Annotated in this window: 26 protein-coding genes; 2 read left to right on the top strand and 24 right to left on the bottom strand. The window is 71.4% G+C overall.

Going from position 1 to position 25,677, the window contains the following annotated elements:
• Window positions 1-4: 4 nt before the first annotated feature.
• From MRBLWS13_RS02960 to rpe, 7 genes are all read right to left on the bottom strand, one after another.
• Window positions 5-640, bottom strand: a complete 636-nt coding sequence (locus MRBLWS13_RS02960; RefSeq protein WP_349427572.1) for a Trp biosynthesis-associated membrane protein — start codon at window positions 638-640, stop codon at window positions 5-7.
• A complete protein-coding gene (hisI, locus tag MRBLWS13_RS02955; protein WP_349427571.1) occupies window positions 637-1,002 on the bottom strand; it encodes a phosphoribosyl-AMP cyclohydrolase in 366 nt (121 codons plus the stop codon). Before hisI ends, MRBLWS13_RS02960 begins: the two co-directional genes overlap by 4 nt.
• Window positions 999-1,787, bottom strand: a complete 789-nt coding sequence (gene hisF / locus MRBLWS13_RS02950) for an imidazole glycerol phosphate synthase subunit HisF (RefSeq protein ID WP_349427570.1) — start codon at window positions 1,785-1,787, stop codon at window positions 999-1,001. The genes hisI and hisF overlap by 4 nt, the downstream gene beginning before the upstream one ends.
• 34 nt (window positions 1,788-1,821) lie before the next feature.
• On the bottom strand, window positions 1,822-2,664 hold the full coding sequence (hisG, locus tag MRBLWS13_RS02945; protein WP_349427569.1) for an ATP phosphoribosyltransferase: 843 nt from the start codon (window positions 2,662-2,664) through the stop codon (window positions 1,822-1,824).
• Between the two features lie 43 nt (window positions 2,665-2,707).
• Window positions 2,708-2,971 carry a phosphoribosyl-ATP diphosphatase gene (locus MRBLWS13_RS02940; RefSeq protein WP_045302883.1) on the bottom strand — a complete coding sequence of 88 codons (264 nt, stop codon included), beginning with the start codon at window positions 2,969-2,971 and terminating at the stop codon, window positions 2,708-2,710.
• Between the two features lie 112 nt (window positions 2,972-3,083).
• Complete coding sequence (locus tag MRBLWS13_RS02935) at window positions 3,084-3,611, bottom strand: hypothetical protein (RefSeq protein ID WP_349427568.1); 528 nt, start codon at window positions 3,609-3,611, stop codon at window positions 3,084-3,086.
• A gap of 38 nt (window positions 3,612-3,649) precedes the next feature.
• The gene (gene rpe, locus MRBLWS13_RS02930; RefSeq protein ID WP_349428968.1) at window positions 3,650-4,264 is read right to left on the bottom strand and encodes a ribulose-phosphate 3-epimerase; all 615 of its coding nucleotides are present in this window, start codon (window positions 4,262-4,264) and stop codon (window positions 3,650-3,652) included.
• 98 nt (window positions 4,265-4,362) lie between these two features.
• Here rpe and glsA point away from each other — a divergent pair, with 98 nt between their 5' ends.
• Window positions 4,363-5,535: a glutaminase A gene (glsA, locus tag MRBLWS13_RS02925; RefSeq protein ID WP_349427567.1), complete on the top strand. Its 1,173-nt coding sequence runs from the start codon at window positions 4,363-4,365 to the stop codon at window positions 5,533-5,535.
• 19 nt (window positions 5,536-5,554) lie between these two features.
• Here the strand turns inward: glsA and MRBLWS13_RS02920 are convergent, their stop codons facing one another.
• From MRBLWS13_RS02920 to MRBLWS13_RS02840, 17 genes are all read right to left on the bottom strand, one after another.
• Window positions 5,555-6,925, bottom strand: coding sequence for a transcription antitermination factor NusB (locus MRBLWS13_RS02920; RefSeq protein WP_349427566.1), 1,371 nt, complete (start codon window positions 6,923-6,925; stop codon window positions 5,555-5,557).
• A complete protein-coding gene (gene fmt / locus MRBLWS13_RS02915) occupies window positions 6,922-7,845 on the bottom strand; it encodes a methionyl-tRNA formyltransferase (RefSeq protein ID WP_349427565.1) in 924 nt (307 codons plus the stop codon). Before fmt ends, MRBLWS13_RS02920 begins: the two co-directional genes overlap by 4 nt.
• 22 nt (window positions 7,846-7,867) lie before the next feature.
• Complete coding sequence (locus MRBLWS13_RS02910) at window positions 7,868-9,889, bottom strand: primosomal protein N' (protein WP_349427564.1); 2,022 nt, start codon at window positions 9,887-9,889, stop codon at window positions 7,868-7,870.
• Window positions 9,890-9,899: 10 nt separating this feature from the next.
• Window positions 9,900-11,093: a methionine adenosyltransferase gene (metK, locus tag MRBLWS13_RS02905; protein WP_349427563.1), complete on the bottom strand. Its 1,194-nt coding sequence runs from the start codon at window positions 11,091-11,093 to the stop codon at window positions 9,900-9,902.
• A gap of 117 nt (window positions 11,094-11,210) precedes the next feature.
• A complete protein-coding gene (gene rpoZ, locus MRBLWS13_RS02900) occupies window positions 11,211-11,465 on the bottom strand; it encodes a DNA-directed RNA polymerase subunit omega (RefSeq protein WP_018170775.1) in 255 nt (84 codons plus the stop codon).
• 143 nt (window positions 11,466-11,608) lie between these two features.
• Window positions 11,609-12,550 (bottom strand): guanylate kinase, encoded by a 942-nt coding sequence (gene gmk, locus MRBLWS13_RS02895; protein WP_349427562.1) that lies wholly within the window; start codon window positions 12,548-12,550, stop codon window positions 11,609-11,611.
• Window position 12,551: 1 nt separating this feature from the next.
• Entirely contained in the window at window positions 12,552-13,385 is an 834-nt protein-coding gene (pyrF, locus tag MRBLWS13_RS02890; protein ID WP_349427561.1) for an orotidine-5'-phosphate decarboxylase, read from the bottom strand.
• Window positions 13,382-16,669 (bottom strand): carbamoyl-phosphate synthase large subunit, encoded by a 3,288-nt coding sequence (gene carB, locus MRBLWS13_RS02885; RefSeq protein WP_349427560.1) that lies wholly within the window; start codon window positions 16,667-16,669, stop codon window positions 13,382-13,384. Before carB ends, pyrF begins: the two co-directional genes overlap by 4 nt.
• Window positions 16,669-17,826, bottom strand: a complete 1,158-nt coding sequence (gene carA, locus MRBLWS13_RS02880) for a glutamine-hydrolyzing carbamoyl-phosphate synthase small subunit (protein ID WP_349427559.1) — start codon at window positions 17,824-17,826, stop codon at window positions 16,669-16,671. The genes carB and carA overlap by 1 nt, the downstream gene beginning before the upstream one ends.
• Window positions 17,823-18,332, bottom strand: coding sequence for a hypothetical protein (locus MRBLWS13_RS02875; RefSeq protein ID WP_349427558.1), 510 nt, complete (start codon window positions 18,330-18,332; stop codon window positions 17,823-17,825). Before MRBLWS13_RS02875 ends, carA begins: the two co-directional genes overlap by 4 nt.
• The gene (locus MRBLWS13_RS02870; RefSeq protein ID WP_349427557.1) at window positions 18,329-19,639 is read right to left on the bottom strand and encodes a dihydroorotase; all 1,311 of its coding nucleotides are present in this window, start codon (window positions 19,637-19,639) and stop codon (window positions 18,329-18,331) included. The genes MRBLWS13_RS02875 and MRBLWS13_RS02870 overlap by 4 nt, the downstream gene beginning before the upstream one ends.
• Window positions 19,636-20,649, bottom strand: coding sequence for an aspartate carbamoyltransferase catalytic subunit (locus MRBLWS13_RS02865; RefSeq protein ID WP_349427556.1), 1,014 nt, complete (start codon window positions 20,647-20,649; stop codon window positions 19,636-19,638). Before MRBLWS13_RS02865 ends, MRBLWS13_RS02870 begins: the two co-directional genes overlap by 4 nt.
• A 10-nt stretch (window positions 20,650-20,659) precedes the next feature.
• Window positions 20,660-21,208: a bifunctional pyr operon transcriptional regulator/uracil phosphoribosyltransferase PyrR gene (gene pyrR, locus MRBLWS13_RS02860; protein ID WP_349427555.1), complete on the bottom strand. Its 549-nt coding sequence runs from the start codon at window positions 21,206-21,208 to the stop codon at window positions 20,660-20,662.
• A gap of 123 nt (window positions 21,209-21,331) precedes the next feature.
• A complete protein-coding gene (locus MRBLWS13_RS02855; RefSeq protein WP_349427554.1) occupies window positions 21,332-21,871 on the bottom strand; it encodes a DoxX family protein in 540 nt (179 codons plus the stop codon).
• A gap of 175 nt (window positions 21,872-22,046) precedes the next feature.
• Window positions 22,047-23,621 carry a Rieske 2Fe-2S domain-containing protein gene (locus MRBLWS13_RS02850; RefSeq protein ID WP_349427553.1) on the bottom strand — a complete coding sequence of 525 codons (1,575 nt, stop codon included), beginning with the start codon at window positions 23,619-23,621 and terminating at the stop codon, window positions 22,047-22,049.
• Between the two features lie 120 nt (window positions 23,622-23,741).
• Window positions 23,742-23,864 (bottom strand): hypothetical protein, encoded by a 123-nt coding sequence (locus MRBLWS13_RS02845; RefSeq protein WP_349427552.1) that lies wholly within the window; start codon window positions 23,862-23,864, stop codon window positions 23,742-23,744.
• Window positions 23,858-24,649 carry a sigma-70 family RNA polymerase sigma factor gene (locus tag MRBLWS13_RS02840; RefSeq protein WP_349427551.1) on the bottom strand — a complete coding sequence of 264 codons (792 nt, stop codon included), beginning with the start codon at window positions 24,647-24,649 and terminating at the stop codon, window positions 23,858-23,860. Before MRBLWS13_RS02840 ends, MRBLWS13_RS02845 begins: the two co-directional genes overlap by 7 nt.
• Before the next feature lie 64 nt (window positions 24,650-24,713).
• On the opposite strand from MRBLWS13_RS02840, the gene MRBLWS13_RS02835 reads away from it, so the two are divergent.
• Complete coding sequence (locus MRBLWS13_RS02835; RefSeq protein WP_349427550.1) at window positions 24,714-25,673, top strand: NAD(P)-dependent oxidoreductase; 960 nt, start codon at window positions 24,714-24,716, stop codon at window positions 25,671-25,673.
• The last annotated feature ends 4 nt before the right edge of the window (window positions 25,674-25,677 follow it).

Genomic DNA, 25,677 nt, shown 5'->3' with positions numbered 1-25,677 from the left:
GCGGTCAGGCGGTGGGATCCTCGCCACGCGACAGGTCGTCCCAGTCGTCGATGGCCCGGGATCCGGCGGCGTCGTGGGGGCGCGAACCGTCGCCGCCGGGACGGCGGGAACCGGCCCGCAGAGCCGGCTGTGCGGCGTCGTCCGTGCGGTACCGCCGCCCGGTGCGCGACCAGCCGTGTGCGGTGGCGAGGACGAATCCTCCGGCTGCGATGAGCACCACCCAGACGGCGAGGGTCACCCCCGGCCAGAGCGTCGCGTCGATCGACGCGACGAGCGTCGCGACGGACGACTCGCCCGCGATGCCGGTGGATTCGGTGACGACGGAGGCGACGGCCGAGACGGGATGCTCCAGCACGATGCGGGCGGTCAGCCAGGCCAGCACGCCACCGATGAGGACGGCAAGTGCGCCGAAGATGTACCGCAGCGCGAGCCCGACGATCGAGAGGGCCGCGCCGAGAGCGAGCACGGCGAGGCTGAGCGGGGCAAGTACCGGCAGAGCCGAGGCGCCCGGCACCTCGAGCACGTGGCGGGCAGCGTCCTCGAGCACGACGGTGAGCCACGTCTGCGTCGACGAGATCACCCCGATCGCCCCGCACAGCACCGTGACGACGACGGCGAGCAGTCGCGCCCTGTGGATCACGCGACGGCCTCCGGGCCGCGGACGGCCTCGAGGTCGTCCGCGTCGAAGCACGTGCGGGTGCCGGTGTGGCAGGCGGGCCCGATCTGCTCGACCTCGACCAGCACGGCGTCGCCATCGCAGTCCAGGCGCGCCTCGCGCACCAGCTGGATGTTGCCGGACGTGTCGCCCTTGCGCCAGTACTCCTGGCGGGAGCGCGACCAGAAGGTCACGCGGCCCTCGGTGAGGGTGCGGCGGAGGGCTTCGGCATCCATCCAGCCGAGCATGAGGACCTCGCGCGTGTCCCATTGCTGGATGATCGCCGCCACCAGGCCGTCGGGGGTGAACGTCACGCGTGCGATGCGCTCGTCGACACTCTCGCTCATGCCGCCACCTCCCGCACCGCGATGCCGTCGGCGGCCATCGCGGCCTTGACGTCGCCGATGGTGAGCTGGCCGGAGTGGAAGACGGATGCCGCGAGCACGGCGTCGGCGCCCGCGGCGATGGCGGGACCGAAGTCGGCGGCCGAGCCCGCGCCTCCCGAGGCGATCACCGGCACGCTGGCGACCTCGCGCATGAGGGCCACGAGCTCGAGGTCGAACCCCTGCTTCGTGCCGTCGGCGTCGATCGAGTTGACCAGCAGCTCGCCTGCGCCGCGCTCGACCGCTTCGCGCGCCCATTCCAGCGCGTCGAGCTCCGTCTCGGTGCGCCCGCCGTGCGTCGTGACGACGAAGCCGGACGGCACCCGGTCGAGCAGGTCGGGCGAGGCGCGCTTCACGTCGAGCGAGAGCACGAGCACCTGGGCGCCGAACCGGTCGGCGATCTCGTCGAGGAGCGCGGGGCGGGCGATGGCGGCGGAGTTCACGCCGATCTTGTCGGCGCCCACGGCCAGCAGCCGGCCGACGTCGTCGGCCGAGCGGACTCCGCCGCCGACGGTGAGCGGGATGAAGACCTCTTCGGCGGTGCGCCGGACGACGTCGTAGGTCGTGGACCGCTCGTCGACCGTCGCCGTCACGTCGAGGAAGGTGATCTCGTCGGCGCCCTGGTGGAAGTACTCCCGCGCGAGCTCGACGGGATCGCCCATGTCGCGCAGGTTCTGGAAGTTGACGCCCTTCACGACGCGACCCGCGGCGACGTCGAGGCACGGGATGACGCGGCAGACCAGGCTCATGACACGGCTCCGTTCGTCGGTGCTGTCCCGTCCATCAGAGCCTCGCGTTGTGGATCGCTGTCACGAGGATCGCGCGGGCGCCGATCGCGTACAGCGCGTCCATGACCTGGTTGACGCCCTTGCGGGCGACCATCACCCGCACCGCCACCCACGCCGCATCCCGCAGCGGGGAGATGGTCGGCGACTCGATGCCGGGAGCGATCTGGACGGCGGTGTCGACGAGATCCGCCGGCAGGTCGTAGTCGACCATGACGTAGCGCTGAGCCACCATGACGCCCCGCAGGCGCCGGAGCAGCGTCTCGACGCCCTCCGCCTCGGTCGGCGCGCCGATGAGCACGGCCTCGGACTTGAGGATCACCGGCCCGAAGACGTCCAGGCCCGCCTGGCGCAGCGTGGTGCCGGTCTCCACGACGTCGGCGATCGCGTCCGCGACGCCCAGCTCGACGGCCGACTCGACGGCGCCGTCGAGCGGCACGAGGTCCGCGGCGACGCCGTGCTCGTCGAGGAAGCCGTCGACGAGCCCCGGGTACGAGGTCGCGATGCGCGCGCCCTCGAGGTCGGTCACCTCGGAGAAGCGCCCGGCGGGCGCCGCGAAGCGGAAGGTGGAGGCCGCGAACCCGAGCTGCTCGATCTCGCGGGCGCCGGGCATCCGCGCGTCGAGCAGCAGGTCACGGCCGGTGATGCCGACGTCGAGCGCGCCCGAGCCGACGTAGGTGGCGATGTCCTTGGGGCGGAGATAGAAGAACTCGACCTCGTTCTGAGGGTCGATGACGTGGAGGTCCTTCGGGTCGCGGCGCCCGATGTAACCCGCCTCGTGGAGCATCTCGGAGGCGGTCTCGGCGAGCGATCCCTTGTTCGGCACGGCGATTCGCAGCATGGCAGCGTGGCTTTCGGGTTCGAGGACGGATGAGGATCGCGGCTCAGAGATGTCGGTAGACATCCTCGAGGCTCAGCCCCTTCGCGAGCATCAGCACCTGCAGGTGGTACAGCAGCTGAGAGATCTCCTCGGCTGCGGCATCCGTCGACTCGTACTCGGCCGCCATCCACACCTCGGCGGCCTCTTCCACGATCTTCTTGCCGATCGCGTGCACGCCCGCGTCCAGCTGTGCGACGGTTCCCGAACCCTCGGGGCGCTCGGCCGCTTTCGCGGCGAGCTCGGCGTACAGCGTGTCGAACGTCTTCACCATGCCAGGGTATCGCCCTTCGATACACGCGCAGCGCGCGTTACCCGGACCCACCGGACGGATGCCGCGGCGCCGCGTGACGCGAGCCGGGCGGCCCGGCCCGGCGTGGGCTTCAGTGCGCGAGGATGCTCAGCCCGATCACCAGCATGCCGAGCAGTGTCGTCGCCAGGAGGCCGGCGATCCGCCAGGGCCAGGAGCTCCCGTTGCGGGCGGCGTTCGCATAGCCGATCACCGCGAGCAGCACGATGCCGCTGCCGAGCGCTAGGAAGTACGCGGTGTACTCCTCGACCAGGCCGAGCGCGCCCAGCAGCAGCAGCGCAGCCGGAACGAGCATCGCGATCAGCATCCCCGAGGAGTGACGGGCGCCGTCGCCGATCGCCGTCATCAGCGGCTTCGCGGGGCGGACGGCGCGGCTGGCGACCACCGCGGCGTAGATGTGCGCGAGCCAGAAGATGACAACGGTGCCGAAGACGAACAGCAGCACTTCGAAGTCGGTGTCCTCCTCCCAGCCGACCGCGACGAGAGCCGTCACGAGGACGAGGCCGTAGACCGCGTGCTCGCCGCTGTAGGCGTCGAGGAGACGATGGAGGTGACGGCGATGCGCGGGCTGCGGAGGGGACGCCTCGTCGTCGGTGGCCATGCGCTTCCTCTCGAATCGATGACGCGCGGTCCGCGGCGTCAGTGGGCGTGGGCGCGGGCGGATGCCCGGAGCCCGGAGATGGCGTTCGCGGGATCGTCGGCACCGAAGACTGCGGATCCGGCGACGAACGTGTCGGCGCCCGCCTCCGCCGCCTGCGCGATGGTCGACTCGCCGATGCCGCCGTCGACCTGCAGCCAGACCGACGACCCGCGGCGGCGAGCCTCGTCCGCCAGGCGTCGCAGCTTCGGCATCGTCTCGGGCATGAACGACTGACCGCCGAAGCCGGGCTCCACGGTCATCACGAGGATCTGGTCGAAGTCGTCGAGGAGGTCGAAGAGACCCTCCACGGGCGTCGCAGGCTTCACCGCGACACCGGCGCGCGCGCCGATCGCGCGGAGGCGGCGCGCGAGAGCGACCGGCTCCTTCGCCGCCTCGAGATGGAACGTGACCGAGGCGGCGCCGAGTTCCGCATAGCCGGGTGCCCAGCGGTCGGGGTTCGTGATCATGAGGTGGACGTCCAGCGGCACGGGGCTCGTCGCCTGGATGCGCTCGACCATCTGCGGCCCGAACGTCAGGTTCGGCACGAAGTGGTTGTCCATGACGTCGACGTGGACGAAGTCCGCCGTGGCGATGCGCGCGAGCTCCGTCTGCATGTTGACGAAGTCGGCGGCCAGGACGCTGGGATTGATGCGGATGCCGACCTGGCGGCCGCTGTCGTCGATCGGAAGCACGCGTCCATTATGGTCGACCCGTGGATCCCATCACGGCGCTGCTGCACGAGGTTCTCGAAGACATCCGGCCCCACGACGACGGCGCCCCGGCGGGATACATCCCCGAACTCGCCGCCGCCGACCCGGAGCGGCTGGCGCTCGCGGTGGTGGGTCCGCGCGGGCGCGTGCGGGCGGTCGGTGACGTCACTCACGAGTTCACGATCCAGTCGATCTCGAAGCCGTTCGTGCTCGCCCTCGCACTGGCCGACCGGGGGCGCGACGCGGTGCTGCGCAAGGTCGGGGCCGAGCCGAGCGGCGAACCCTTCAACGCGATCAGTCTCGAACCCCTCACCGGGCGACCAGCCAATCCGATGGTCAACGCGGGGGCGATCGCGACCTCGTCGCTGATCCCCGGCGATGTCGTCGACGACCGCACGTCCCGCATCGTCGAGGGTCTCTCCGCCTTCGCGGGACGCTCGCTGTGGGTCGACGAGCAGGTCTACGCCTCGGAGTCGGCGACCGGCGACCGCAACCGCGCGCTGGCACACCTCCTGCACTCGTACGGCATCATCGACGGCTCGGTCGAGATCGCCGTCGAGACCTACTTCCGCCAGTGCTCGCTGCTCGTGACCGTTCGCGACCTCGCCGTGATGTCGGCGACCCTCGCCTTCGGCGGCCTCAATCCGGTCACCGGCGAACGGGTCGTCGCCGAGGCGGTGGCCCGTGACGTGCTGTCGATCATGACGAGCTGCGGCATGTACGACTATTCGGGCGAATGGCTGCTGCGCGTCGGCCTGCCGGCGAAGAGCGGGGTCAGCGGCGGTCTTCTCGCCGTCGCCCCGTCGCAGTTCGGCGTCGCCGCATTCAGTCCCCGCCTCGACGAGCACGGCAACTCCGTACGCGGCATCGCTCTCCTCGAGACGCTCGGCGAGCGGTTCGGCATGCACATGCTCGAGCCGCACGAGAGCGTCGCGGTTCCGGCCTTCACGGTCGAGGACACGGACACGGGACGCGTGCTCCGCCTGGCGGGCGAGCTCGGACTGGCGGGCACAGAGCGTGTCGTCGCCGTGCTGCGCGAGCTCGCCGAGGCGCTGCCGGAGGGCGCCGAAGTCACGGTCGACGCCCGCGACCTGGGCCGCACGCACAGCGCGGCGCTCGTCGCGCTGCGCACGGAGTTCGAGCAGATGCCCCACGGCATTCATCTGCGCGAGTGAGCGCGGCGCCTGAGGCAGCTCAGACGCGGCGCAGGAGCGTCACAGACATCGCATCGGTGTTGTGGCGGTGCGGCCAGAGCTGGGCGCGCCCGCTGCCGTCGGCCTGCGGCGGAAGGCCGGGGTCGGCATCCGACAGCGACGTGATGACGTCGCGCGCGGAGAGCTCTTCGATCGCCCCGTCCCATTCGCGGCGGATGTCGGCCACGACGCCCGCCGTCTCGGCGAGATGGGGCGAGCAGGTCACGTACGCCACCACGCCGCCGGGCTTGAGCGCGCTCACCGCCTCGGTGAGCAGCTCGCGCTGCAGCTGCGTGAGCGCCGGGACGTCGCTCGGCGCCTTGCGCCAGCGCGCTTCGGGCCGGCGGCGCAGCGCGCCGAGTCCGGTGCAGGGCGCGTCGACGAGGATGCGGTCGTAGGTCTCGGGGGCGTCCTGCGCACGCAGCCGGCCGTCCGCCTCCGACACCGGCACTTCGAGGGGCACGCCGGCGAGCGCCTGGCGCACGAGCCCCGCGCGCGCGGGCGAGATCTCGTTGGCCTCGAGGGACGCGCCGTGTGCGAGCGCCTCCGCCGCGAGCACCGCGGTCTTGCCTCCGGGGCCCGCACACAGGTCGAGCCACAGCTCCCCCGGCGTCACAGGAAGGGCGCGCGTCAGTGCCAGAGCCGCGAGCTGTGAACCCTCGTCCTGCACCCGGATGCGGCCGCCCGAACCGCGCACGGTCGAATCCGGGTCGCCGCCGCCGAGACGGAAGCCGATCGGCGAGAACGGGGTGCGGCGCGCGTCCTCGGGCACGTCGGCGAGGTCGGGAAGGGCCGCCATCGTGACGCGCGGCGACGCGTTGTCGGCGGTGAGCAGCGCCTCGAGCTCCTCGGCCCGGCCCTCGGCCGCCAGCGCACGGCGGAAGGCCCGCACCACCCACACCGGATGCGAGAACAGCAGCCCGAGCTGCTCGTCGTCGGAGCGCGCGCTCTCGGCGACGTGCGTCATCCAGTCCCCCGGGGTGTCGCGAGAGACCCGGCGCAGCACGGCGTTGGTGAATCCGGCCGCTCCCCGGCCGCCGGCCGCGCGGGCGAGCTCCACGGACTCGTTGACGGCCGCGTGCGAGGCGACCCGTGTCGACAGCAGCTGGTGGACGCCCAGCCGGAGCGCGTCGAGCACGGCGGGATCGATGTCGGCGACCGGCCGGTCGGCGGCGATCTCGATGACCGCGTCGTACGTGCCCTGGCGACGCAGGGTTCCGTAGGTGAGCTCGGTGGCCAGTGCCGCGTCCTGCGTCGCGAGACCGGCGCGTGCGATGGCGGTCGGCAGGAGCAGGTTCGCGTAGGCGTCCGACTCGTGCACCGCCCGCAGGGTCTCGTAGGCGACGCGTCGCGCCGCGATCGTGCGGCTCACGATCCCGCCACCGGGGTCGCATCGCGCAGACCCCGCCACCAGTCGGCGGCGCGCATGGCGCCCTTGCCCGCCGGCTGAACCGTGTCGAGCACGATCGGCGCGGACGCGGTGCCGGCGACGACCTTGCCGCCGTGCAGCGCGAGGGCGCCTGGCTGCAGGTGCGGAGCGTCCGCTGGCGCAGACGCGACGGCGAGCACCTTGAGCCGCACGCCCGAGATCGTCGTATGGGCGCCCGGTTCGGGTGTGACGCCGCGGATGCGCCCGAGCACGGCGTCCGCGGGCTCGTCCCAGCGCACGCGGCCGTCGTCGTCGCCGAGCTTCGAGGCGTAGGTCGGCTCGCCCACCTGCGGGCGGGAGACCGCGGAGCCGTCGGCGATCGCATCGACGACGTCGGCGAGCAGCCCGGCGCCGTCGTCGGCGAGCGCCGAGAGCAGCGACCCCGCGGTGGCGTCCGCGGGCACGTCGATGGCGAGCTCGCCGAAGACGTCGCCGGCGTCGAGCGCGGGGACCAGTTGGAACACGCTCGCGCCGGTGCGCGCATCGCCCGCGATGAGGGCGTGCTGCACGGGCGCCGCGCCGCGCCAGCGTGGGAGGAGTGAGAAGTGCAGGTTGATCCACCCGTGGACAGGGCTCGACAGCAGCGGCTCGCGTACCAGGCCGCCGTAGGCGACGATCACCCCGAGATCGGGCTGGAGGGCCGCGATCTCGGCCGTGACGGTCGCATCGAGCCGGTCGGCGCGGATCACGGGGATCCCGAGCTCCTCGGCGGCGGTGGCGACGGGAGACGGGGTGAGCACGCGCTTGCGCCCGAGCGGAGCATCCTGGCGGGTGACGACCGCGACGACGTCGTGAGCGGTGGCCGCGAGCCGCCGCAATGACGGCACGGCCGGCTCGGGCGTGCCGGCGAAGACGAGGCGCATGACGGTCCTGAACGATCGAGGGTCAGAGGTCGAGATCGGGCACGTCGACCCGAACCTTCAGTGTATTGGCGGCTCCCGGTGTGCGTCCCTTCGCAGGACGGCGGCCCTTCACGGCCTGGCTCACGACCGAGGCGCGCAGGCTCTCGGTCACGCGGGCGCCCAGGCCGTACTCGAACCTCACGAGCGCGCGGACCGACTCGCCGTGGGCGAGCGGCCCGAGGACCGCCTCGGCGTCGAGCTCGGGCACTGCCTGCCGGAGCTCCGCCAGAGCGGTGTCGACGGCCCGCCGCGGCCCCTCGACCGCCGCCACCCGCACGGTGGGCGGCATCCGCAGCGGCGCCCGGTCGGCGAGCTCCGCACGCGCGTAGGCGGCCTGCATCCACGTCGCGAGCGCCCGGGCGACCTCTCCCCCCACGCCGACCAGGTGCACCGGGGCGCCCGGAGCGGCCAGTGCGGCGGCGTTCGACCACCACCGCAGGCACGACTCGCCGATGCGCAGATCCTCGGCCATCAGCATCCGATCGCCGTCCAGCAGGATCACCGCCCGGTAGCCGCCGATCGCCAGCGGTTCGGCCCCCCGAGTCGCGACCACCAGCGCCGGACGCCCGTCGACCTCGGTGACCGGATGATCGCCGTCGGCGATGATCACGCGGGTGCCGGGAAAGGCCCGCCCGAGCTCGTCGGCGGTCCGCTCGCTGCCCGACGACGCCATGCGCAGCAGGGTCGACGAGCACTCGGGGCATGCCCAGGCATGGGCGGCGCGACCGCACCACGTGCACGTCGGCACCGCGCCCTGCCGAGCGGCGTGCAGCGGCCCACCGCAGTGCGGGCATCGGGCGGGGTGGCGGCACTTCGCGCAGACGAGGACGGGGGCATACCCCGGGCGCGCGACCTGGACGAGGACGGGCCCGTCGGCGAGAGCCTCGCGCGCGGCGGCGAACGCCGACGACGGCACCCGCGCCGCCCGTGACTCGCCCTCACGGTTCGCGCTGAGCACCACGCGAGGGCTCAGCCGGCGCGCGGCCGGAAGATCGCGCACCCAGCCCACGGCGACCAGCCGCTCCACATCGGTGGTGCGCGTGTGCCCCGCGAAGACGAGCGCGCCGCCGTGGAGCTCCTGGCGCAGCAGTGCCGCGTCGCGGGCGTGGACGCCCGGACTGAGCGGTTCGGCGAGGAGCGGATCGCCGTCGTCCCACAGCGCGACGAGCCCGAGGTCGCCGACCGGCGCGTACACGGTGGAGCGGTTGCCGATGACCACGCACGGTGCGTCCGCGAGGGTGCGCAGGAACGCCGCATACCGGGCGGGACCGCTCTGCTTGGCGTCGTCGCGGACGAACGCGTCGGCAGGGATGCGGCTCAGCAGGGCCGCCTCGAGCTGCGCGCGGTCGCGATGGTCGGGGACGGCGATGACGGCGCTGCGCCCGGCGGCGAGCACGCGGGTCGCCGCCGCGGCGAGGAGGATCGCCCATGAACCGACGACGGTGCCGTCCTCGAGCTGCGCAGGCACGGGCGGGGCGTCGAGCGCGAGGCGCTCGCCGCCGTCCAGCGCCTCGGCGAGGCCGGGATACACGGCGAGCACGTCGGCGGCCCACGCGGCGTCCGCCTCCTCCACGCGGGGAGGCGGAGGCGGCTCGGCCGCCAGCCATGCCTTCTCGGCGCGGACCATGCGCTTCGGAATGGCAAGCCGCAGGATGTCGCCGGCTGAGCCGGCCGCCCGATCGGCGGCACGGCGCGCGAGCGCGTAGAGCGCCGGCGTCAGCACCGCCACGGGCGAGACGACGGCCTCGAGCTGAGACAGCGGGCGGTCGGAGGCATCCGGCTCCCCCAACTCGACGAGGAGGCCGTCAACGACGCGTCCGGCGCTGCGCAGCGGCACGCGCACCCGCACGCCGGGCTGCGCGTCGGCCGCGAGCTCGGCGGGGATCTCGTAGTCGAACAGCCGGTCCAGCTGCGGCAGCGGGGAGTCGATGAGCACGCGCGCGACGCGGCGCGCGGGTCGCGCACCCTCGCCGGCGCCGTTCTCGTCGTCGTGCACCGCGGTCACGCGGCCGGCGTCAGAGCCCGGCGGCCGCGCGCAGCGCGTCGGCGCGGTCGGTGCGCTCCCACGTGAAATCGGGCAGCTCGCGACCGAAGTGACCGTATGCCGCGGTCTGCGCGTAGATCGGGCGCAGCAGATCCAGCTGGTCGATGATCGCCTTGGGACGCAGGTCGAAGACGTCGAGGATCGCGGCCGTGATGACATCGTCGGCGACGCGGCCGGTGCCGAAGGTCTCGACATAGAGTCCGACGGGCTTGGCCTTGCCGATCGCGTAGGCGACCTGCACCTCGAGGCGGTCGGCGAGCCCGGCCGCGACCGCGTTCTTGGCGACCCAGCGCATCGCGTACGCCGCCGAGCGGTCGACCTTCGAGGGGTCCTTCCCGCTGAAGGCGCCGCCGCCGTGGCGCGAGGCTCCGCCGTAGGTGTCGATGATGATCTTGCGGCCGGTCAGACCGGCGTCGCCCTTCGGGCCGCCCGTGACGAACGGGCCGGCGGGGTTGATGTAGAACTTCACGTCGGGAAGGTCGAGGCCCGTCGCCTCGAGGACCGGGTCGATGACCTCGGCGCGGACCGCGGCGCGCAGCGCCTTCTGCGAGATGTCGGGCTGGTGCTGCGTCGACAGCACGACAGACTCGATGGTCCGCGGGGTGTCGCCCTCGTAGCCGAGCGTGACCTGGGTCTTGCCGTCGGGTCGCAGGAACGGCAGCTCCCCCGACCGGCGCACCTCGGCGAGACGCTCCGCCATGCGGTGCGCCGTCCAGGCTGCCATCGGCATGAGCTGCGGCGTCTCGGTGGTCGCGTAGCCGAACATGATCCCCTGGTCGCCTGCGCCCTGCAGGTCGTGCGGGTCCTCGGAACCGTCTTCGCGCCGCTCGAACGCCTTGTCGACGCCGGCCGCGATGTCGGAGGACTGCGCCCCGATCGACACGCTGACGCCGCACGAGTCGCCGTCGAAGCCTGTCTCGCTGGAGGTGTACCCGATGCGGTTGACGACGCTGCGCACGATCGCGGGGATCTCGACGTAGGCAGAGGTCGACACCTCGCCCGCGACGTGGACCAGGCCGGTGGTGACGAGCGTCTCCACGGCCACCCGGCCGTTCGGGTCCGCCTCGAGGATCGCGTCGAGGATCGAGTCCGAGATCTGGTCGCAGATCTTGTCGGGATGGCCCTCGGTGACGGATTCGGACGTGAACAGACGCAGGTCGGTCATCGATACTCCAGTTGTCGTGGCGCCGGTCGCCCTGGTGTCCGACGCCGGGGGGCGGACACCAGTATGCCCCCGGAGACGGACATCACCGTCTTCGGGGGCACAGGGTTCGTAACGGGATTACTCCGCGCGGCGCAGGCGCAGCTTGTCCTCGTGGATCTCGTGCATCGCGATCGTGAGGGGCTTGTCCTCGACCGTCGAGTCGACGAGCGGGCCCACGTTGTCGAACAGGTTGCCCTCGTGGAGGTCGGAGTAGTAGTCGTTGATCTGACGCGCGCGCTTGGACGCGAAGATCACGAGCTGGTACTTCGAGTCGACCTTCTCGAGCAGGCTGTCGATGGGGGGCTCGATGATGCCCTGGTTCGTTCCGGCCATGGCGAAACCTCCTGGATCGGATGTCGGAATGGGAGTCTGCGGGCCTCGGGGTGCCGAGGCATCCCACCATTCTACGGGACGGCGGCCGCCGAGCGGACGTGCGGCGGCGCCGCGGCGGGGCGGATCGATCGAATGGGATGCCGTCAGTGCGCGAGGCGGGCGACCTCGTCGGCCGCGCGGGCGACGTCGTCGTTCACGACGCGGTAGTCGAACTCGCCCTGGGAGGCGAGCTCGGTCTTGGCCGTGCGCAGGCGCCGCGTGCGCTCGGCGGCGCCCTCGGTGCCGCGGCCGACGAGCCGCTGCACCAACTCGTCCCAGCTCGGCGGCAGCAGGAACACGAGCGTCGCCGACGTGTCGGCCTCCCGCACCTGGCGGGCGCCCTGGAGGTCGATCTCGAGCAGGACAGTGCGCCCCTCGGTGAGGGCCTTCTCGATCGGCTTGCGCGGGGTGCCGTAGCGATACGCATTGTGGACGGTCGCGTGCTCCAGCAGCTCTCCGTCTTCGATCATCCGGTCGAACTCGGCGTCGTCGACGAAGAAGTAGTGCTCGCCGTCGATCTCGCCGGGGCGCGGGGCGCGCGTGGTCGCCGACACGGAGAGCAGGATCTCGGGGTGGTGCGCCTTGATGTGGGCGGCGACCGTGCCCTTGCCGACCGCCGTGGGGCCCGCGAGCACGACGAGGCGGCTGCGGCCGCCGCGGGGCTCGATCTCGGGCCAGCGGGTGTCGAGGAAGCGGCGGAGGTCCTCGCGCTGGCGCGAGCCGAGTCCGCCGAGCCGCTTGACGGGTGAGATCTCGAGGTCGTGGAGGATGCGGTCGCGCTTGCCTTCGCCGATCGCGGGGATCGCGGTCAGGAACTCCGGCACGCGCATCGCGCCCGCGGGCGAAGTCGGGTCTGCGAGGGCACGCCGCAGCAGCTCCTGGGGCGTGATCACCCGCATCGCGACGTCCTTCTTGAGCGCTGCGCGCTCCCGTCGGGCGGCGACGGCGCGGCGCGAGGCCGCCACGCGGTCGACCTCGGGTGGCCGCGAATGCGCGCCAGAGGGGTGGGGCGGAGCCCCGTCGGGAAGGGTGCGCGAATCGGGCATGTCAATCACCACGGTAGAGAAGGGCGCGCTCGGATATGCGCGCGGCGAGCCGGTCGGGTCCGGCAGCCAGGATGCTGCGGCTCTCCGACGCTATCACCGCTTCCGCCAGCGCGCCGAAGCGCGCGCGGAGCTGATCCGGTTCCGCCCCCTGGTGACCGAAGCCCGGAGCGAGGATCGGGGCGACCGGTGAGAACGCCGCGAGGCCGGCATCCTCCCAGTCCACGGTCCCGCCGATGACCACGCCGAGGCTCCCCCACTGGCCGTCCGGAGTCGAACGGGCGTTGTGCTCCGAGATCTCGCGCATGATCGCGGCCGATACCGTCTCGCCGGTCGGGAGGACCGCCCGCTGCGCGGTGAAGCCATCGGGATTGCTCGTCGCGGCGAGCACGAGCACACCCTTGCCGTTGCGCTCCGCGACGTCGAACGTGCCCTCGAGAGTGCCTACGCCGAGGAAGGGGTTCGCCGTCATCGCGTCGGCCTCCAGCGGAGAGCCCGGCGTGAGCCAGGCCTCTCCGTAGGCATCCATGGTCGATCCGATGTCGCCGCGCTTGGCGTCGGCGATCACCAGCAGAGCGGCGGCGCGCGCGGCGGCGAGGACGTCCTCCAGGGCGGCGAAGCCCGCCGAGCCGTAGACCTCGAAGAACGAGACCTGGGGCTTGACGACGCCGACGCGGCCCGCGGCGGCCTCCACGACGCGCAGGCCGAACTCGCGCGCACCGGCGGCGGAGGCATCCAGTCCCCACTCGGCGAGGAGATGGACGTGCGGATCGATGCCGACGCACAGCTGACCGTGCGCGGCGAAGGCGGCGCGGACCCGCTCGCCGAACGAGATCATGCGCGCGCCCGCCGATCCTCTGCGTACTCCTGGAGACTCCTGACGTCGAAGCCCTCGCGCAGCACCGGCAGCGCGCTGACCGCGGCGCCGAGCACGGCCATCGTGGTGAACAGCGCCTTGTCGCCGGCCACCGCCGCGGCGCGGATCTCGTAGCCGTCGGCGCGGGCCGCGCCGCCGGACGGGGTGTTCACCACGATGTCGATCTCGCCGGCGTTGATCAGGTCCACGATGTTGGCGGCGCCCGACTCCTGGGTCTCGGAGTACTTGCTGACCACGCGCACCTTGATGCCGTTGCGGGCGAGGATCTCGGCGGTGCCCTCGGTCGCGACCAGGTCGAAGCCGAGCTCCTGCAGGCGGTGGGCGGGCAGGATCACGGCCCGCTTGTCACTGTCGGCGACCGAGATGAAGACCGTCCCGGACTGCGGCATGCCGCCGTACGCGGCCTCCTGCGACTTGGCGAAGGCCGTCGGGAAGTCCCGGTCGATGCCCATGACCTCGCCGGTGGAGCGCATCTCGGGGCCGAGGACCGAGTCGACGGTCTGACCGTCGGCCGTGCGGAACCGCTTGAAGGGCAGCACCGCCTCCTTCACCGCGACTGGCGCATCCAGCGGCACGCGCGAGCCGTCCTGCTCGGGCAGCAGCCCTTCCGCCTTGAGGTCGGCGATCGACGTGCCCGCCATGATGCGCGAGGCGGCCTTGGCGAGCGGGATGCCGAGCGCCTTCGAGACGAAGGGCACGGTGCGGCTCGCGCGCGGGTTCGCCTCGATCACGTAGAGCACGCCGGCCGAGATGGCGAACTGCACGTTGAGGAGTCCGCGCACACCGACGCCCTCGGCGATGGCGTGCGTCGCGATGCGGACGCGATCGATGTCGGTGCGGCCGAGGCTGACCGGCGGCAGGGTGCACGACGAGTCGCCGGAGTGGATGCCGGCCTCCTCGAGGTGCTCCATCACGCCGCCGATGTACAGCTCGGTGCCGTCGAACAGCGCGTCGACGTCGATCTCGATCGCGTCGTCGAGGAAGCGGTCCACCAGCAGCGGCAGACCGGGGCCGATGATCGCCGCGTCGGCGATGCGCACGAAGTAGTCGCGCAGCGCCTCGGTCGAGTACACGATCTCCATGCCGCGGCCGCCGAGCACGAAGCTCGGGCGCACGAGCACCGGGTAGCCGATCTCCTCGGCCACCGCGACGGCGCCTTCCACGTCGATCGCGGTGCCGTTGCGCGGCGCGACGAGTCCGGCTTCGTCGAGCAGGCGCGAGAACAGCTCACGCTCCTCGGCGAGGTCGATCGCGGCCGGCTTGGTGCCGAGGATCGTGTAGCCGGCGTCCTCGATGCCCTTGGCGAGGCCCAGGGGCGTCTGGCCGCCGAGCTGGCAGATGACGCCGAGGATCTCACCCGACTGCGCCTCGGCGTGCAGCACCTCGAGGACGTCCTCGAGGGTCAGCGGCTCGAAGTAGAGGCGGTCGGAGGTGTCGTAGTCGGTCGACACGGTCTCGGGGTTGCAGTTGACCATGACCGTCTCGTAGCCGGCGTCGGCCAGCGCGAACGACGCGTGCACGCACGAGTAGTCGAACTCGACCCCCTGGCCGATGCGGTTCGGCCCCGACCCGATGATGACGACCTTCGTGCGCTCCGACGGCGTGACCTCGGTCTCGGCGTCGTAGCTCGAGTAGTGGTACGGCGTGAGCGCGGGGAACTCCCCCGCGCAGGTGTCGACGGTCTTGTAGACCGGACGGATGCCGAGTCCGTGGCGGACGCCGCGCACCTGGGCCTCGGTGTCGGAGCGGAGTTCGGCGATCTGGGCGTCGCTGAGGCCGTGCTCCTTCGCGATGCGCAGGGTGGCGGCATCCAACTCCCCCGCCTGGCGCACGAACTCGGCGACCTCGTTGATGAGGACGATCTGGTCGATGAACCACGGGTCGATCTTGGTGGCCTCGAACGCCTGCTCGACCGTGGCGCCCTTGCGCAGCGCCTGCTGCAGCACGACGATCCTGCCGTCGGTCGGCCGCTTCGCGATCTCGAGCAGCTCGTCGACCGAGCGCGCCTCGTCGCCCCAGTGGAAGCTCGACCCGCGCTTCTCGAGCGAGCGCAGCGCCTTCTGCAGAGCGGTCGCGTAGTTGCGGCCGATCGCCATCGCCTCGCCGACCGACTTCATGGTCGTGGTCAGCGTGGTGTCGGCTGCCGGGAACTTCTCGAAATTGAAGCGGGGCACCTTCACGACCACGTAGTCGAGCGTCGGCTCGAAGCTCGCCGGCGTCACCTTGGTGATGTCGTTGGGGATCTCGTCCAGGCGGTAGCCGATCGCGAGCTTGGCCGCGATCTTGGCGATGGGGAAGCCGGTCGCCTTGGAGGCGAGCGCCGAGGACCGCGAGACGCGGGGGTTCATCTCGATCACGATGATGCGCCCGGTCGCAGGGTCCACGGCGAACTGGATATTGCAGCCGCCGGTGTCGACGCCCACCGCGCGGATGATGTCGATGCCGATGTCGCGCAGCTTCTGGTACTCGCGGTCGGTGAGGGTCAGCGCCGGGGCGACGGTGATCGAGTCGCCCGTGTGCACGCCGACGGGGTCGACGTTCTCGATCGAGCAGACGACGACCGTGTTGTCGGCGGTGTCGCGCATGAGCTCGAGCTCGTACTCTTTCCAGCCGAGGATGGACTCCTCGAGGAGCACCTCGTTGGTCGGCGAGTCGTGCAGGCCCGCACCGGCGATGCGCCGGAGGTCGGCCTCGTCGTACGCGAAGCCCGAGCCGAGGCCCCCCATCGTGAAGGACGGGCGGACGACGAGCGGGTAGCCCAGCTCGTCGGCGGCGGCGAGCACCTCGTCCATGGTGTGGGCGATCCGGGATGCCGCGACGTCGGCGCCCGCGTCGAGCACGAGCTGCTTGAAGATCTGCCGGTCCTCGCCTTTGTTGATCGCCTCGAAGTCGGCGCCGATGAGCTCGACGTCGTACTTCTCGAGGATCCCGTGCTTGTGGAGGTCGATCGCGGCGTTGAGCGCCGTCTGGCCGCCCAGTGTCGGCAGGATCGCGTCGGGCTTCTCCTTCGCGATGATCGTCTCGATCACACGCCAGTTGATCGGCTCGATGTAGGTCGCATCGGCGAAGTCGGGGTCGGTCATGATCGTGGCCGGGTTCGAGTTCACCAGGATGACGCGCACGCCCTCCTCGCGGAGGACGCGGCAGGCCTGTGTGCCCGAGTAGTCGAACTCGCACGCCTGCCCGATGACGATCGGGCCGGAGCCGATGACCAGGACGGAGTTGATGTCGTCGCGCTTGGGCATTACTTCGCGGCCTTCTTCTGGAGGTTCGCGACGACGAGGTCGCGGAAGCGGTCGAACAGGTAGTTGGCGTCGTGCGGGCCGGCGGCCGCCTCGGGGTGGTATTGCACGGAGAACGCGGGGATGTCGAGGGCGCGCAGGCCCTCGACCACCTGATCGTTCAGCCCGACGTGGCTGACCTCGATGCGCCCGTAGCCGTGGGGGCTGTCGAACTCGCCGTCCACCGGCGCGTCCACGGCGAACCCGTGGTTGTGGGCGGTGATCTCGACGCGACCGGTCGACTTGTCGAGCACCGGCTGGTTGATGCCGCGGTGGCCGAACGGCAGCTTGAAGGTGCCCAGGCCGAGCGCGCGGCCGAGCAGCTGGTTGCCGAAGCAGATGCCGAAGAACGGCAGGCCGTCGTCGAGCACGTCGCGCAGGAGGTCGACGTGGTCGCCCGACGCGGCCGGATCGCCGGGGCCGTTGGAGTAGAAGACCGCGACCGGGTCGATCGCGCGGATCTGGTCGATCGTGACGTCCTGCGGCAGCACGTGCACCTCGAACCCGCGGGCGGCGAGGTTGGAGACGGTGGCCTGCTTCACGCCGAGGTCGAGCACCGCGAGGTTGCCGATGCGCTCCCCCGTCGCCTCCGTGACCTCGGCGGCGGTCACCGACACCTGCGCCGAGAGGTTCTGGCCGGCCATCTCGGGCGCCTCGCGCACCAGTCGCAGCTGCTCCTCGGCGTCGATCGCCGCGGCCTCGCCGGAGAAGATCGCGCCGCGCATGCTGCCGGCCGAGCGGATGTGGCGGGTCACGGCGCGCGTGTCGATGCCGCTGATGCCGACGACGCCGTCCTCGACCAGCGCGTCGTCGAGCGACTCGTCGGCGCGCCAGTTGGAGACGACGCGCGAGGGGTCGCGCACGATGTAGCCCGACACCCAGATGCGGCGGGACTCCGGGTCCTCGTCGTTCATGCCGGTGTTGCCGATGTGGGGCGCCGTCTGCAGCACGATCTGGCCGGCGTACGAGGGATCGGTGAGCGTCTCCTGGTAGCCGGTCATGCCGGTGGCGAAGACGACCTCGCCGATCGTGGCGCCGAGGGCGCCGTACGCGCGTCCGACGTGGCGGGTCCCGTCCTCGAGCACGAGGACGGCAGGGTCAGTCTGGAAGAGGGAGGTCATGAATCGGTTCCCGTCTGGGTCGGGGGAAGGATGCCGGCCACAGCGTCCGCGAGGGCGCGGGCCGAGGCATCCTGGGGTCGGAAGTAGGTGTCGACGGTCGAGCCGGCATCGGTGCGCCAGGTCAGCCGGGTGAGGCCGCCGGCTTCGACGACGCGGTCGATCGCGACCGTGGACTGGCCGACGTCGACGATGCGGTCGGGAGTCAGCACGAACGGGTCCTGCCCGGTGAGACCCACGGCGACGCCCTCGTCGGCGACCGTCACGGTCGCCTTCGAGCGGAACGCCATGCCGGGGGCCGCGATACGCTCCAGCGGAGCGTCGCGAGCGGTCGTCGCGACGTACAGTGCGGCGAACGTCGCGCGCACGTGGGCGTCGGCGGGAAGTTCTCCCGGGTGGACCAGGGTCGTCGCATCGCGCCGCGTCCGTCGCCACCACGCCCACACCAGCAGGCCGAGCAGCGCGATCGTGACGAGCACGATGACGCCGAGCGCACCCTCGCGAGTCATGCGCGCACCCCCGGTGCGTCGAGCAGGGTGCCGTCGGCGACCGTGACCGTGCCCCGGTGGAGGGTCCAGCGCACGTCGCCCGGCAGCTCGCGCCCGAGGTACGGCGAGTTCACGCTCCGCCCGCGCAGATCGTCGGTCGTGAAGGTGCGGCGCGGGGCCGGGTCGTAGAAGGCGAGGGATGCCGGCTGCCCCTCGGTGAGGGGGGTGCCGTGACCGGTGAGGCGGCCGATCCGCGCGGGCTCGCGCGACATCACCCGGGCGACGTCGCCCCAGGTGAGCAGCCCGGTGTCGACCATCGCCTGCTGGACCACCCGCAGCGCGCTCTCGAGCCCCACCATGCCGTTGGCGGCAGCGTGCCACTCGCACGCCTTCGCCTCGGTCGGATGCGGGGCGTGATCGGTCGCGACGATGTCGATGGTGCCGTCGGCGAGGCCCTCGCGCACCGCGAGCACGTCCTCCTCGCGCCGCAGCGGCGGGTTCACCTTGAAGCGGGCATCGTAGTCGCGCACCAGCTCCTCGGTGAGCAGCAGGTGGTGCGGCGTCACCTCAGCGGTGACGTCGACGCCGCGGCGCTTGGCCCAGCGGATGATGTCGACCGAGCCTGCCGTCGAGAGGTGGCACACGTGCAGGCGTGAGCCGACGTGCTCCGCGAGCAGCACGTCGCGGGCGATGATCGACTCCTCTGCCACCGCCGGCCAGCCTGCGAGGCCCAGCTCGGCCGAGACCGCGCCCTCGTTCATCTGGGCGCCCTCGGTGAGCCGCAGATCCTGCGCGTGCTGGGCGATCACGCCGTCGAACGCCTTCACGTACTCGAGCGCTCGCCGCATGATGAGCGGGTCCCAGACGCAGAAGCCGTCGTCGCTGAAGACGCGCACGCGCGCCCGGGAATCGGCCATCGCGCCGAGCTCCGCCAGACGCTCGCCCTTCTGGCCGACGGTGACGGCGCCGATCGGCTGCACCGTGACGAAGCCGGCCGCCTCGCCGAGGGCGAGCTCCTGCTCGACGACGCCGGCGGTGTCGGCGACGGGCGAGGTGTTGGGCATTGCGAAGACGGCCGTGTAGCCGCCCGCAGCTGCTGCCCGCGAACCGGTGAGGATCGTCTCGGACGCCTCGTACCCGGGCTCGCGCAGGTGCGTGTGCAGGTCCACCAGGCCGGGCAGCATCACCAGACCGTCGACGTCGACGACGGTCGCCCCGGCGCGGCTGAGACCGGGGCCGATCTCGGCGATGACGCCGTCGTCGACGATCACGTCGGCAGCGGTGGATCCTTCGACGTGTGCCCCGCGGAAGAGAAGGGTCTCGCTCATCGGGTGTTCTCCTTCTCTTCGCCGCCGGTGACCGGGGCGTCCGTCGCGGGTGCGGTCTCGGCCGCTCCGTGCTCCGCTCCTGCCAGCAGCAGGTAGAGCGCGGCCATGCGCACCGAGACGCCGTTCGCGACCTGCTCGAGCACCGTCGAGCGCGGCGAGTCCGCGGCTTCTGCGGAGATCTCCAAACCCCGGTTCATGGGTCCGGGGTGCATGACAATGCTATCCGCTCCGAGTGCCTGAAGACGGCGTGCGTCGAGGCCCCAGCGGCGTGAATACTCCCGTTCAGTCGGGAAATACGCCGCATTCATGCGCTCGAGCTGGATGCGCAGCATCATGAGCGCGTCGGGGCCGGCGGAGATCGCCTCGTCCAGGTCGTACCGCACCTGCACGGGCCACCGCGACATGTCCTGCGGCACGAGGGTCGGCGGAGCGACCAGGGTCACCCGGGCGCCGAGGGTGGTGAGCAGCCACACGTTCGAGCGGGCGACCCGCGAGTGCAGGACGTCCCCGACGATGGTCACCTTCACCCCGGCGAGGTCGCGGCCGCGGCTGTCGTCGCCGAAGCGGCGCTTGCGGATCGTGAACGCGTCGAGGAGCGCCTGCGTGGGGTGCTCGTGGGTGCCGTCGCCGGCGTTGACCACCCCGGCGCTGATCCAGCCGCTGGTGGCGAGGGTGCGCGGCGCGCCGGACGCGCCGTGGCGGATGACGACGGCATCCGCTCCCATCGCCTGGAGGGTCTGCGCGGTGTCCTGCAGCGACTCGCCCTTCGAGACGCTGGAGCCCTTCGCGGAGAAGTTGATCACGTCGGCCGACAGGCGCTTCGCTGCCGCCTCGAACGAGATGCGCGTGCGCGTCGAATCCTCGAAGAAGAGGTTGACGACGGTCTTGCCGCGCAGTGTCGGCAGCTTCTTGACCTCGCGCCGCTGCGTGTCTGCCATGTCTTCGGCCACATCGAGGATGCGCAGAGCATCCGTGCGGGCGAGGGTCTGGGTGTCGAGGAGGTGCCTCATGAGCCGACCGTCACCGCCCCTCGATCGTGACGGACTCCGCGCCGTCGGTCTCTTCGAGGCGCACGTTGACCCGCTCGTCACGGGAGCTCGGCAGGTTCTTGCCGACGAAGTCGGGCCGGATGGGCAGTTCGCGGTGCCCGCGGTCGACGAGGGTCGCGAGTCGCACCGCGGCGGGGCGGCCGATGTCCTGCAGAGCGTCGAGGGCCGCGCGGATGCTGCGCCCGGAGAAGAGCACGTCGTCCACCAGGACGACGACCTTGCCGTCGACGCCGCCCGGCGGGATCTGGGTGCGCTGCGGGGCGCGGGTCGGATTGCGGTGCAGATCGTCACGGTACATCGTGACGTCGAGAGCGCCGATCGGGACCGGGACGCCGCCGAACTGCTCCACCAGCGCACCGATCCGCTGCGCGAGGGTGACGCCGCGAGTGGGGATGCCGAGAAGAACCAGATCGTCGGGGCCCTTGTTGGACTCGAGGATCTCGTGGGAGATCCGAGTCAGGGCCCGGGCGATGTCGGCGCCGGTCATGACGGTGCGAGGCTGCACGGTGGGCGTGCTCATCCGCCGCTCCCTTCTCCGCCTCACGGGACGGGGTTAAAGGTTGCTGTGATCGCCGCCCAGTCTATGTCACCGCGAGGGCCGGCCCCGAATCGGGACCGGCCCTCGCGGCGGAGGTGCCCGTGGTCAGCGTCGCGTCGACGAACCGCGGAGAACCTGGGAGGCGACGACCAGGGCGGCCGCGATCAGCACCACGTTCTTGAAGATGTACTGCCCCGTGAGTGTCGGGCCGACGGGGCTGAAGACCTCGCCGGGCAGCAGCGCGATCGGCGACAGGATGCCGACGAATGCGAGTGCGAGCACCACCAGACCGATGCGGGCGAATGCGCCGCCGGCGATGAGGAGGGCTCCTGCGGCGACCTCGATCACGGCGGTCGCGACGAGCGCGGCCTGTCCGCTCACGAGCCCGAAGGTGAGCTTCTCCCAGGTCTGGCTCACGAGAGCCTCGACCGGGCTGACGCCCGGGAACAGCTTGAGTGCGCCGAAGACGGCGAAGACGGCGCCGAGGGCGACGCGCAGAGCCGCGATGCTCCAGCGCTGCAGCGAGAACTTGACGGCGGCCTCAGCGCGCGACTCCCACGAGAGGAGGGAGCGGATCGGGTGGGGGCGACCGGTGGACGCGGGGGCGACGACGCGGCCGGCGCCGTGTGCGGGAACGGTGGTCATGGCGTGACTCCTTCGGGTTCTGATCGCCCGCGATCGCGGGCACGGTGATCAGGACTCGAGCGGGGGGCGCGATGATACGCGGCTGCACAGATTGACGTCCCGCCTACATGGCAACGGGCACGGAACGGCCGTCTCGTTGTAGATCATCCACAACGAGACGGCGCTTCGAAGTGGATCAGGCCGCGGAGGTCGCCGCTGCGCGGTACAGATCGTCCTCCACCTGGGACGCGCGGATGGGGTGTCCCTGGCTCGTCAGGCACTTGCCGCTGGCGAGATCCCACTTCCAGTCGTGGAGGGAGCAGGTCAGGACGCCGTCCTCGATCTTGCCCGTCTTGGTCAGGTCCGCGCGGAGGTGCGGGCAGCGACGCTGCACGAGCCAGTCGCCGAGCTGGGCGTCCTCGGTCTGATCCGTCTGCTCCGCGTACCAGTTCTCGACGTACTCGATGCGGTCGCGTGACAGGCACTTGAGGAACGTGGTCAGGAACTCGTTGAACTTGCCGCTGCGCCCCACCTCGAACTGCATCGAGAGGAAGATCGAGTTCGACCAGTCGATCTCGTGGTCGGCGATGTTGGTCGACACCAGGTCAGCGGGGATGGTGTACCAGTAGATGCACTCGTCGTCGGCGTACTCGCGGACCTTCGCCTTCGGGAAGTCCACCACCATGTCGAGGTCGCCGATGCGGAAGCGCACGACGCCGCCGACTCCGTTGCGGATCGTGCGGGCGCGCCGCAGCAGCGGCTCCCACCATTCTTTGATTGCGGAGAGCATCTCGTCGGGCGGCAGCACGGCGGCGCGCGACGCCTCTTCCGCGCGGATCTCTTCCTGGCGGGAGTCGCGCTGCTCGGCCAGATACGACCACTTGTCGTCGAAGATGCGGTCGATCTCGGCATCCGTGTACAGGGTCTGCGTGATCGAGATCTCGCCGTCGTTCAGATCGACGACGGTTCCCGGCAGGAACTCGTAGCTCTTCTGGTCGGGACGCCGCTCCTTCATGTGCTGCAGGAACTGCCGCTGGTCGGTGAAGATCGCATCGCCGTCGAGACCGTAGCCGTTGTACTTGAACAGCTCCTCGCGCAGGAACATCGGCGGACCGGCCATCGGGAAGACGTGCTCGGCATCGACCTTCTCGATGTAGTACATCGCGCGCTTGTTCTGCGCGTCGCGCTTGAGCTTCGCGAAGTTCTGCTTGGCGTCCTGGGGCAGGTCGTAGACCATCGGCCACCAGATGGCGCCCGAGACCTGCGTGAAGTACGCCTCGGGCTTGGAGAAGCCCAGCAGCTTCTCGAGGTCGAGCGGATGCGAGTCGTTCTGGTTCAGGATGCTGGCTGTGCCGTCGTCGACGCTCAGGGACGAGTCGCCGATCGGCCCGTCGCTCGGAGCGCGCAGCGGGGTGACCATCACCTTGAGGTCGCCGAAGTCGAGCGGGACGCCCGCCTGGGTGAAGACGATGTTGTCGTAGCCGAGCGCGCGGAGATCCTGCTCGAGGTCGTCGGTGGGGTATTCCGGGAGCAGCACCCTGATGCTCTTCGGAACGAAGCGCTCCATGAGCGCCGGGTCGAAGTGGTCACGGTGTCGGTGCGAGATGTACAGGAAGTCCGCGTTGCCGTACTTCTGCCAGTCGAGTCCCCGGTTGTCGGGGAACGGGAACCACGACCCGAAGAAGGTCGGGCCGATCACCGGGTCGCAGAGGATGCTTCCTCCCGTCGTCTCGATGAACATTCCGGCGTGGCCGAGGCCCGTGATGCGCATGGGACTCCTCCCCTATCCAGCAGTCGAACGAACCAGACGAGTCTAGGCGAGGCTCACCGAGGGTGCCCGACGACCCGGCCGTGGAAAACGTGGTCGGGCGTGAGCTCACCCGGCCGTGCGTCACGGCTCGTCCCGGAGCAGGGCGAACAGGTCGTCGACCGGTGCGAGGTGCTGCAGCTTGTCGGGGTTCAGCTGGTTCGCGAGCGCGTGGATCCGCCCGTCCTCCACGTGGAGCGTCAGCACCGCCAGTGTCGCGCCATCGCCCCCGCGGAAGCGCACCGAGTGCTCCGCGTTCGCGATCGTGGGCTCCACGCCGACCCCGGCAGTGCGCCGCGGCGCATGAGCCCGACGAGGAACCGCGCCACCGCGACATCGCCGGTCAGGGGGTGCTGGATCGCGGGCGCCTTCCCGCCGCCGTCCGCGGTGAACACCACATCGTCCGACAGCACGCGTACGACGCCCTCCACGTCGCCGTCGCGCAGCGCCTGCAGGAACTCGCCGACCAGGCGCGCGGCATCTGCGTCGTCCGCGTCGAATCGCGCGCCACCGGTGGTCACGCGCGCCCGCGCACGGTGCATGATCTGCCGGCACGCCGCAGGATCGCGTTCGACGATCGCGGCGATCCCGGTGTAGTCGAACCCCAGCGCCTCGCGCAGCACGAACACCGCACGCTCCACCGGGCCCAGGCGCTCGAGCATCGTGAGCACCGCGACAGACACCGTCTCGTCCTGCTCGATGCGGTGCGCAGGATCCGCGTCGTCGGCGAGCAGCGGCTCGGGGAGCCAGGGACCGACGTACATCTCACGGGCGCGGTGCGCCGATCGCAGTGCGTCGATCGAGAGCCGCGTGGCCACCGTCGACGCGAACGCATCGGGGCGCTCGATCGGGTCGCCGTCGCGTGTGCGCTCGTGAATCCGCAGCATGCCCGTCTGCACGACATCCTCCGCGTCGGCGACGCTGCCGAGCATGCGGTAGGCGATCGAGAACATGAGCGGACGAAGCGTCGGCGCTTCGACGGCGAGATCCATGACCCGAGCCTGTCACACGGCGGCGCCCTCATCCGTCGAAGGGTGTGGAGAGAGGAGAACGATCATGAGGATCTTCATCGCAGGAGGCACGGGTGCGGTCGGTTCGCGGCTGGTGCCGCTGCTCGCCGCTGCCGGCCACGAGGTGACGGCGACCTCGCGGACCGCGGAGGGAACCCGGCGGATCGACAACACGGGCGGGCGCGGCGTGATCATGGACGGCCGGGACGCGGCATCCATCCGCCGCGCCGTGATCCAGGCGCAGCCTGATGTGCTCGTGCACCAGCTCACGTCGCTGGCAGCCGGCTTCGACTTCAAGCGGTTCGACGACGTGTTCGCCGTCACGAACGAGCTGCGCACGCGCGGGACGGACGCCCTCATCGCCGCGGCGCAGGAGGCGGGCACCAGCCGCATCGTCGTGCAGAGCTACACCGGGTGGACCAACCCGCACTCGGGCCCGGCGGTGAAGACGGAGGACGGCCCGATCGACCCCGACCCGGTTCCTGCGGCGCGGAACACGCTCGCCGCGATCGCGCACGCGGAGCGGGCGACCGTCGCCGCCGGCGGACTCGCGCTGCGCTTCGGCAACTTCTACGGCCCGGGTCAGGCGCTCGGAGCCGGCGGCGAGATGCTGGAGGCGGTGCGCAAGCGCCAGGTCCCCCTCGTCGGTGGCGGGAGCGGGGTGTGGTCGTTCTGCCACATCGACGACGCGGCCGCCGCGACGGTCGCCGCGGTGACGCGGGGTGCGGCGGGGGTGTACAACATCGTGGACGACGATCCCGCACCGGTTGCGGACTGGCTGCCCGAGCTCGCGCGGATGGTCGGCGCCAAGCAGCCGCTGCGGGTGCCGGCCTGGATCGCCCGCATGCTCATCGGCGAGTTCGGGGTGGCATGGATGACCACCGCGCGCGGCTCGTCGAACGCGAAGGCCAGGGACGCGCTGGGCTGGGCGCCGCAGTACGCGAGCTGGCGCGAGGGCTTCCGCACCGGTCTCGGCGTCGGCCCGGCGGGCGGCCCGTCGCGCTGACTCG

Source organism: Microbacterium sp. LWS13-1.2 (genome assembly GCF_040144835.1).
Taxonomy (GTDB): domain Bacteria; phylum Actinomycetota; class Actinomycetes; order Actinomycetales; family Microbacteriaceae; genus Microbacterium.
The sequence above is the reverse complement of the archived record's forward strand: the minus strand, read 5'-3'. Positions and strand labels throughout refer to the sequence as shown.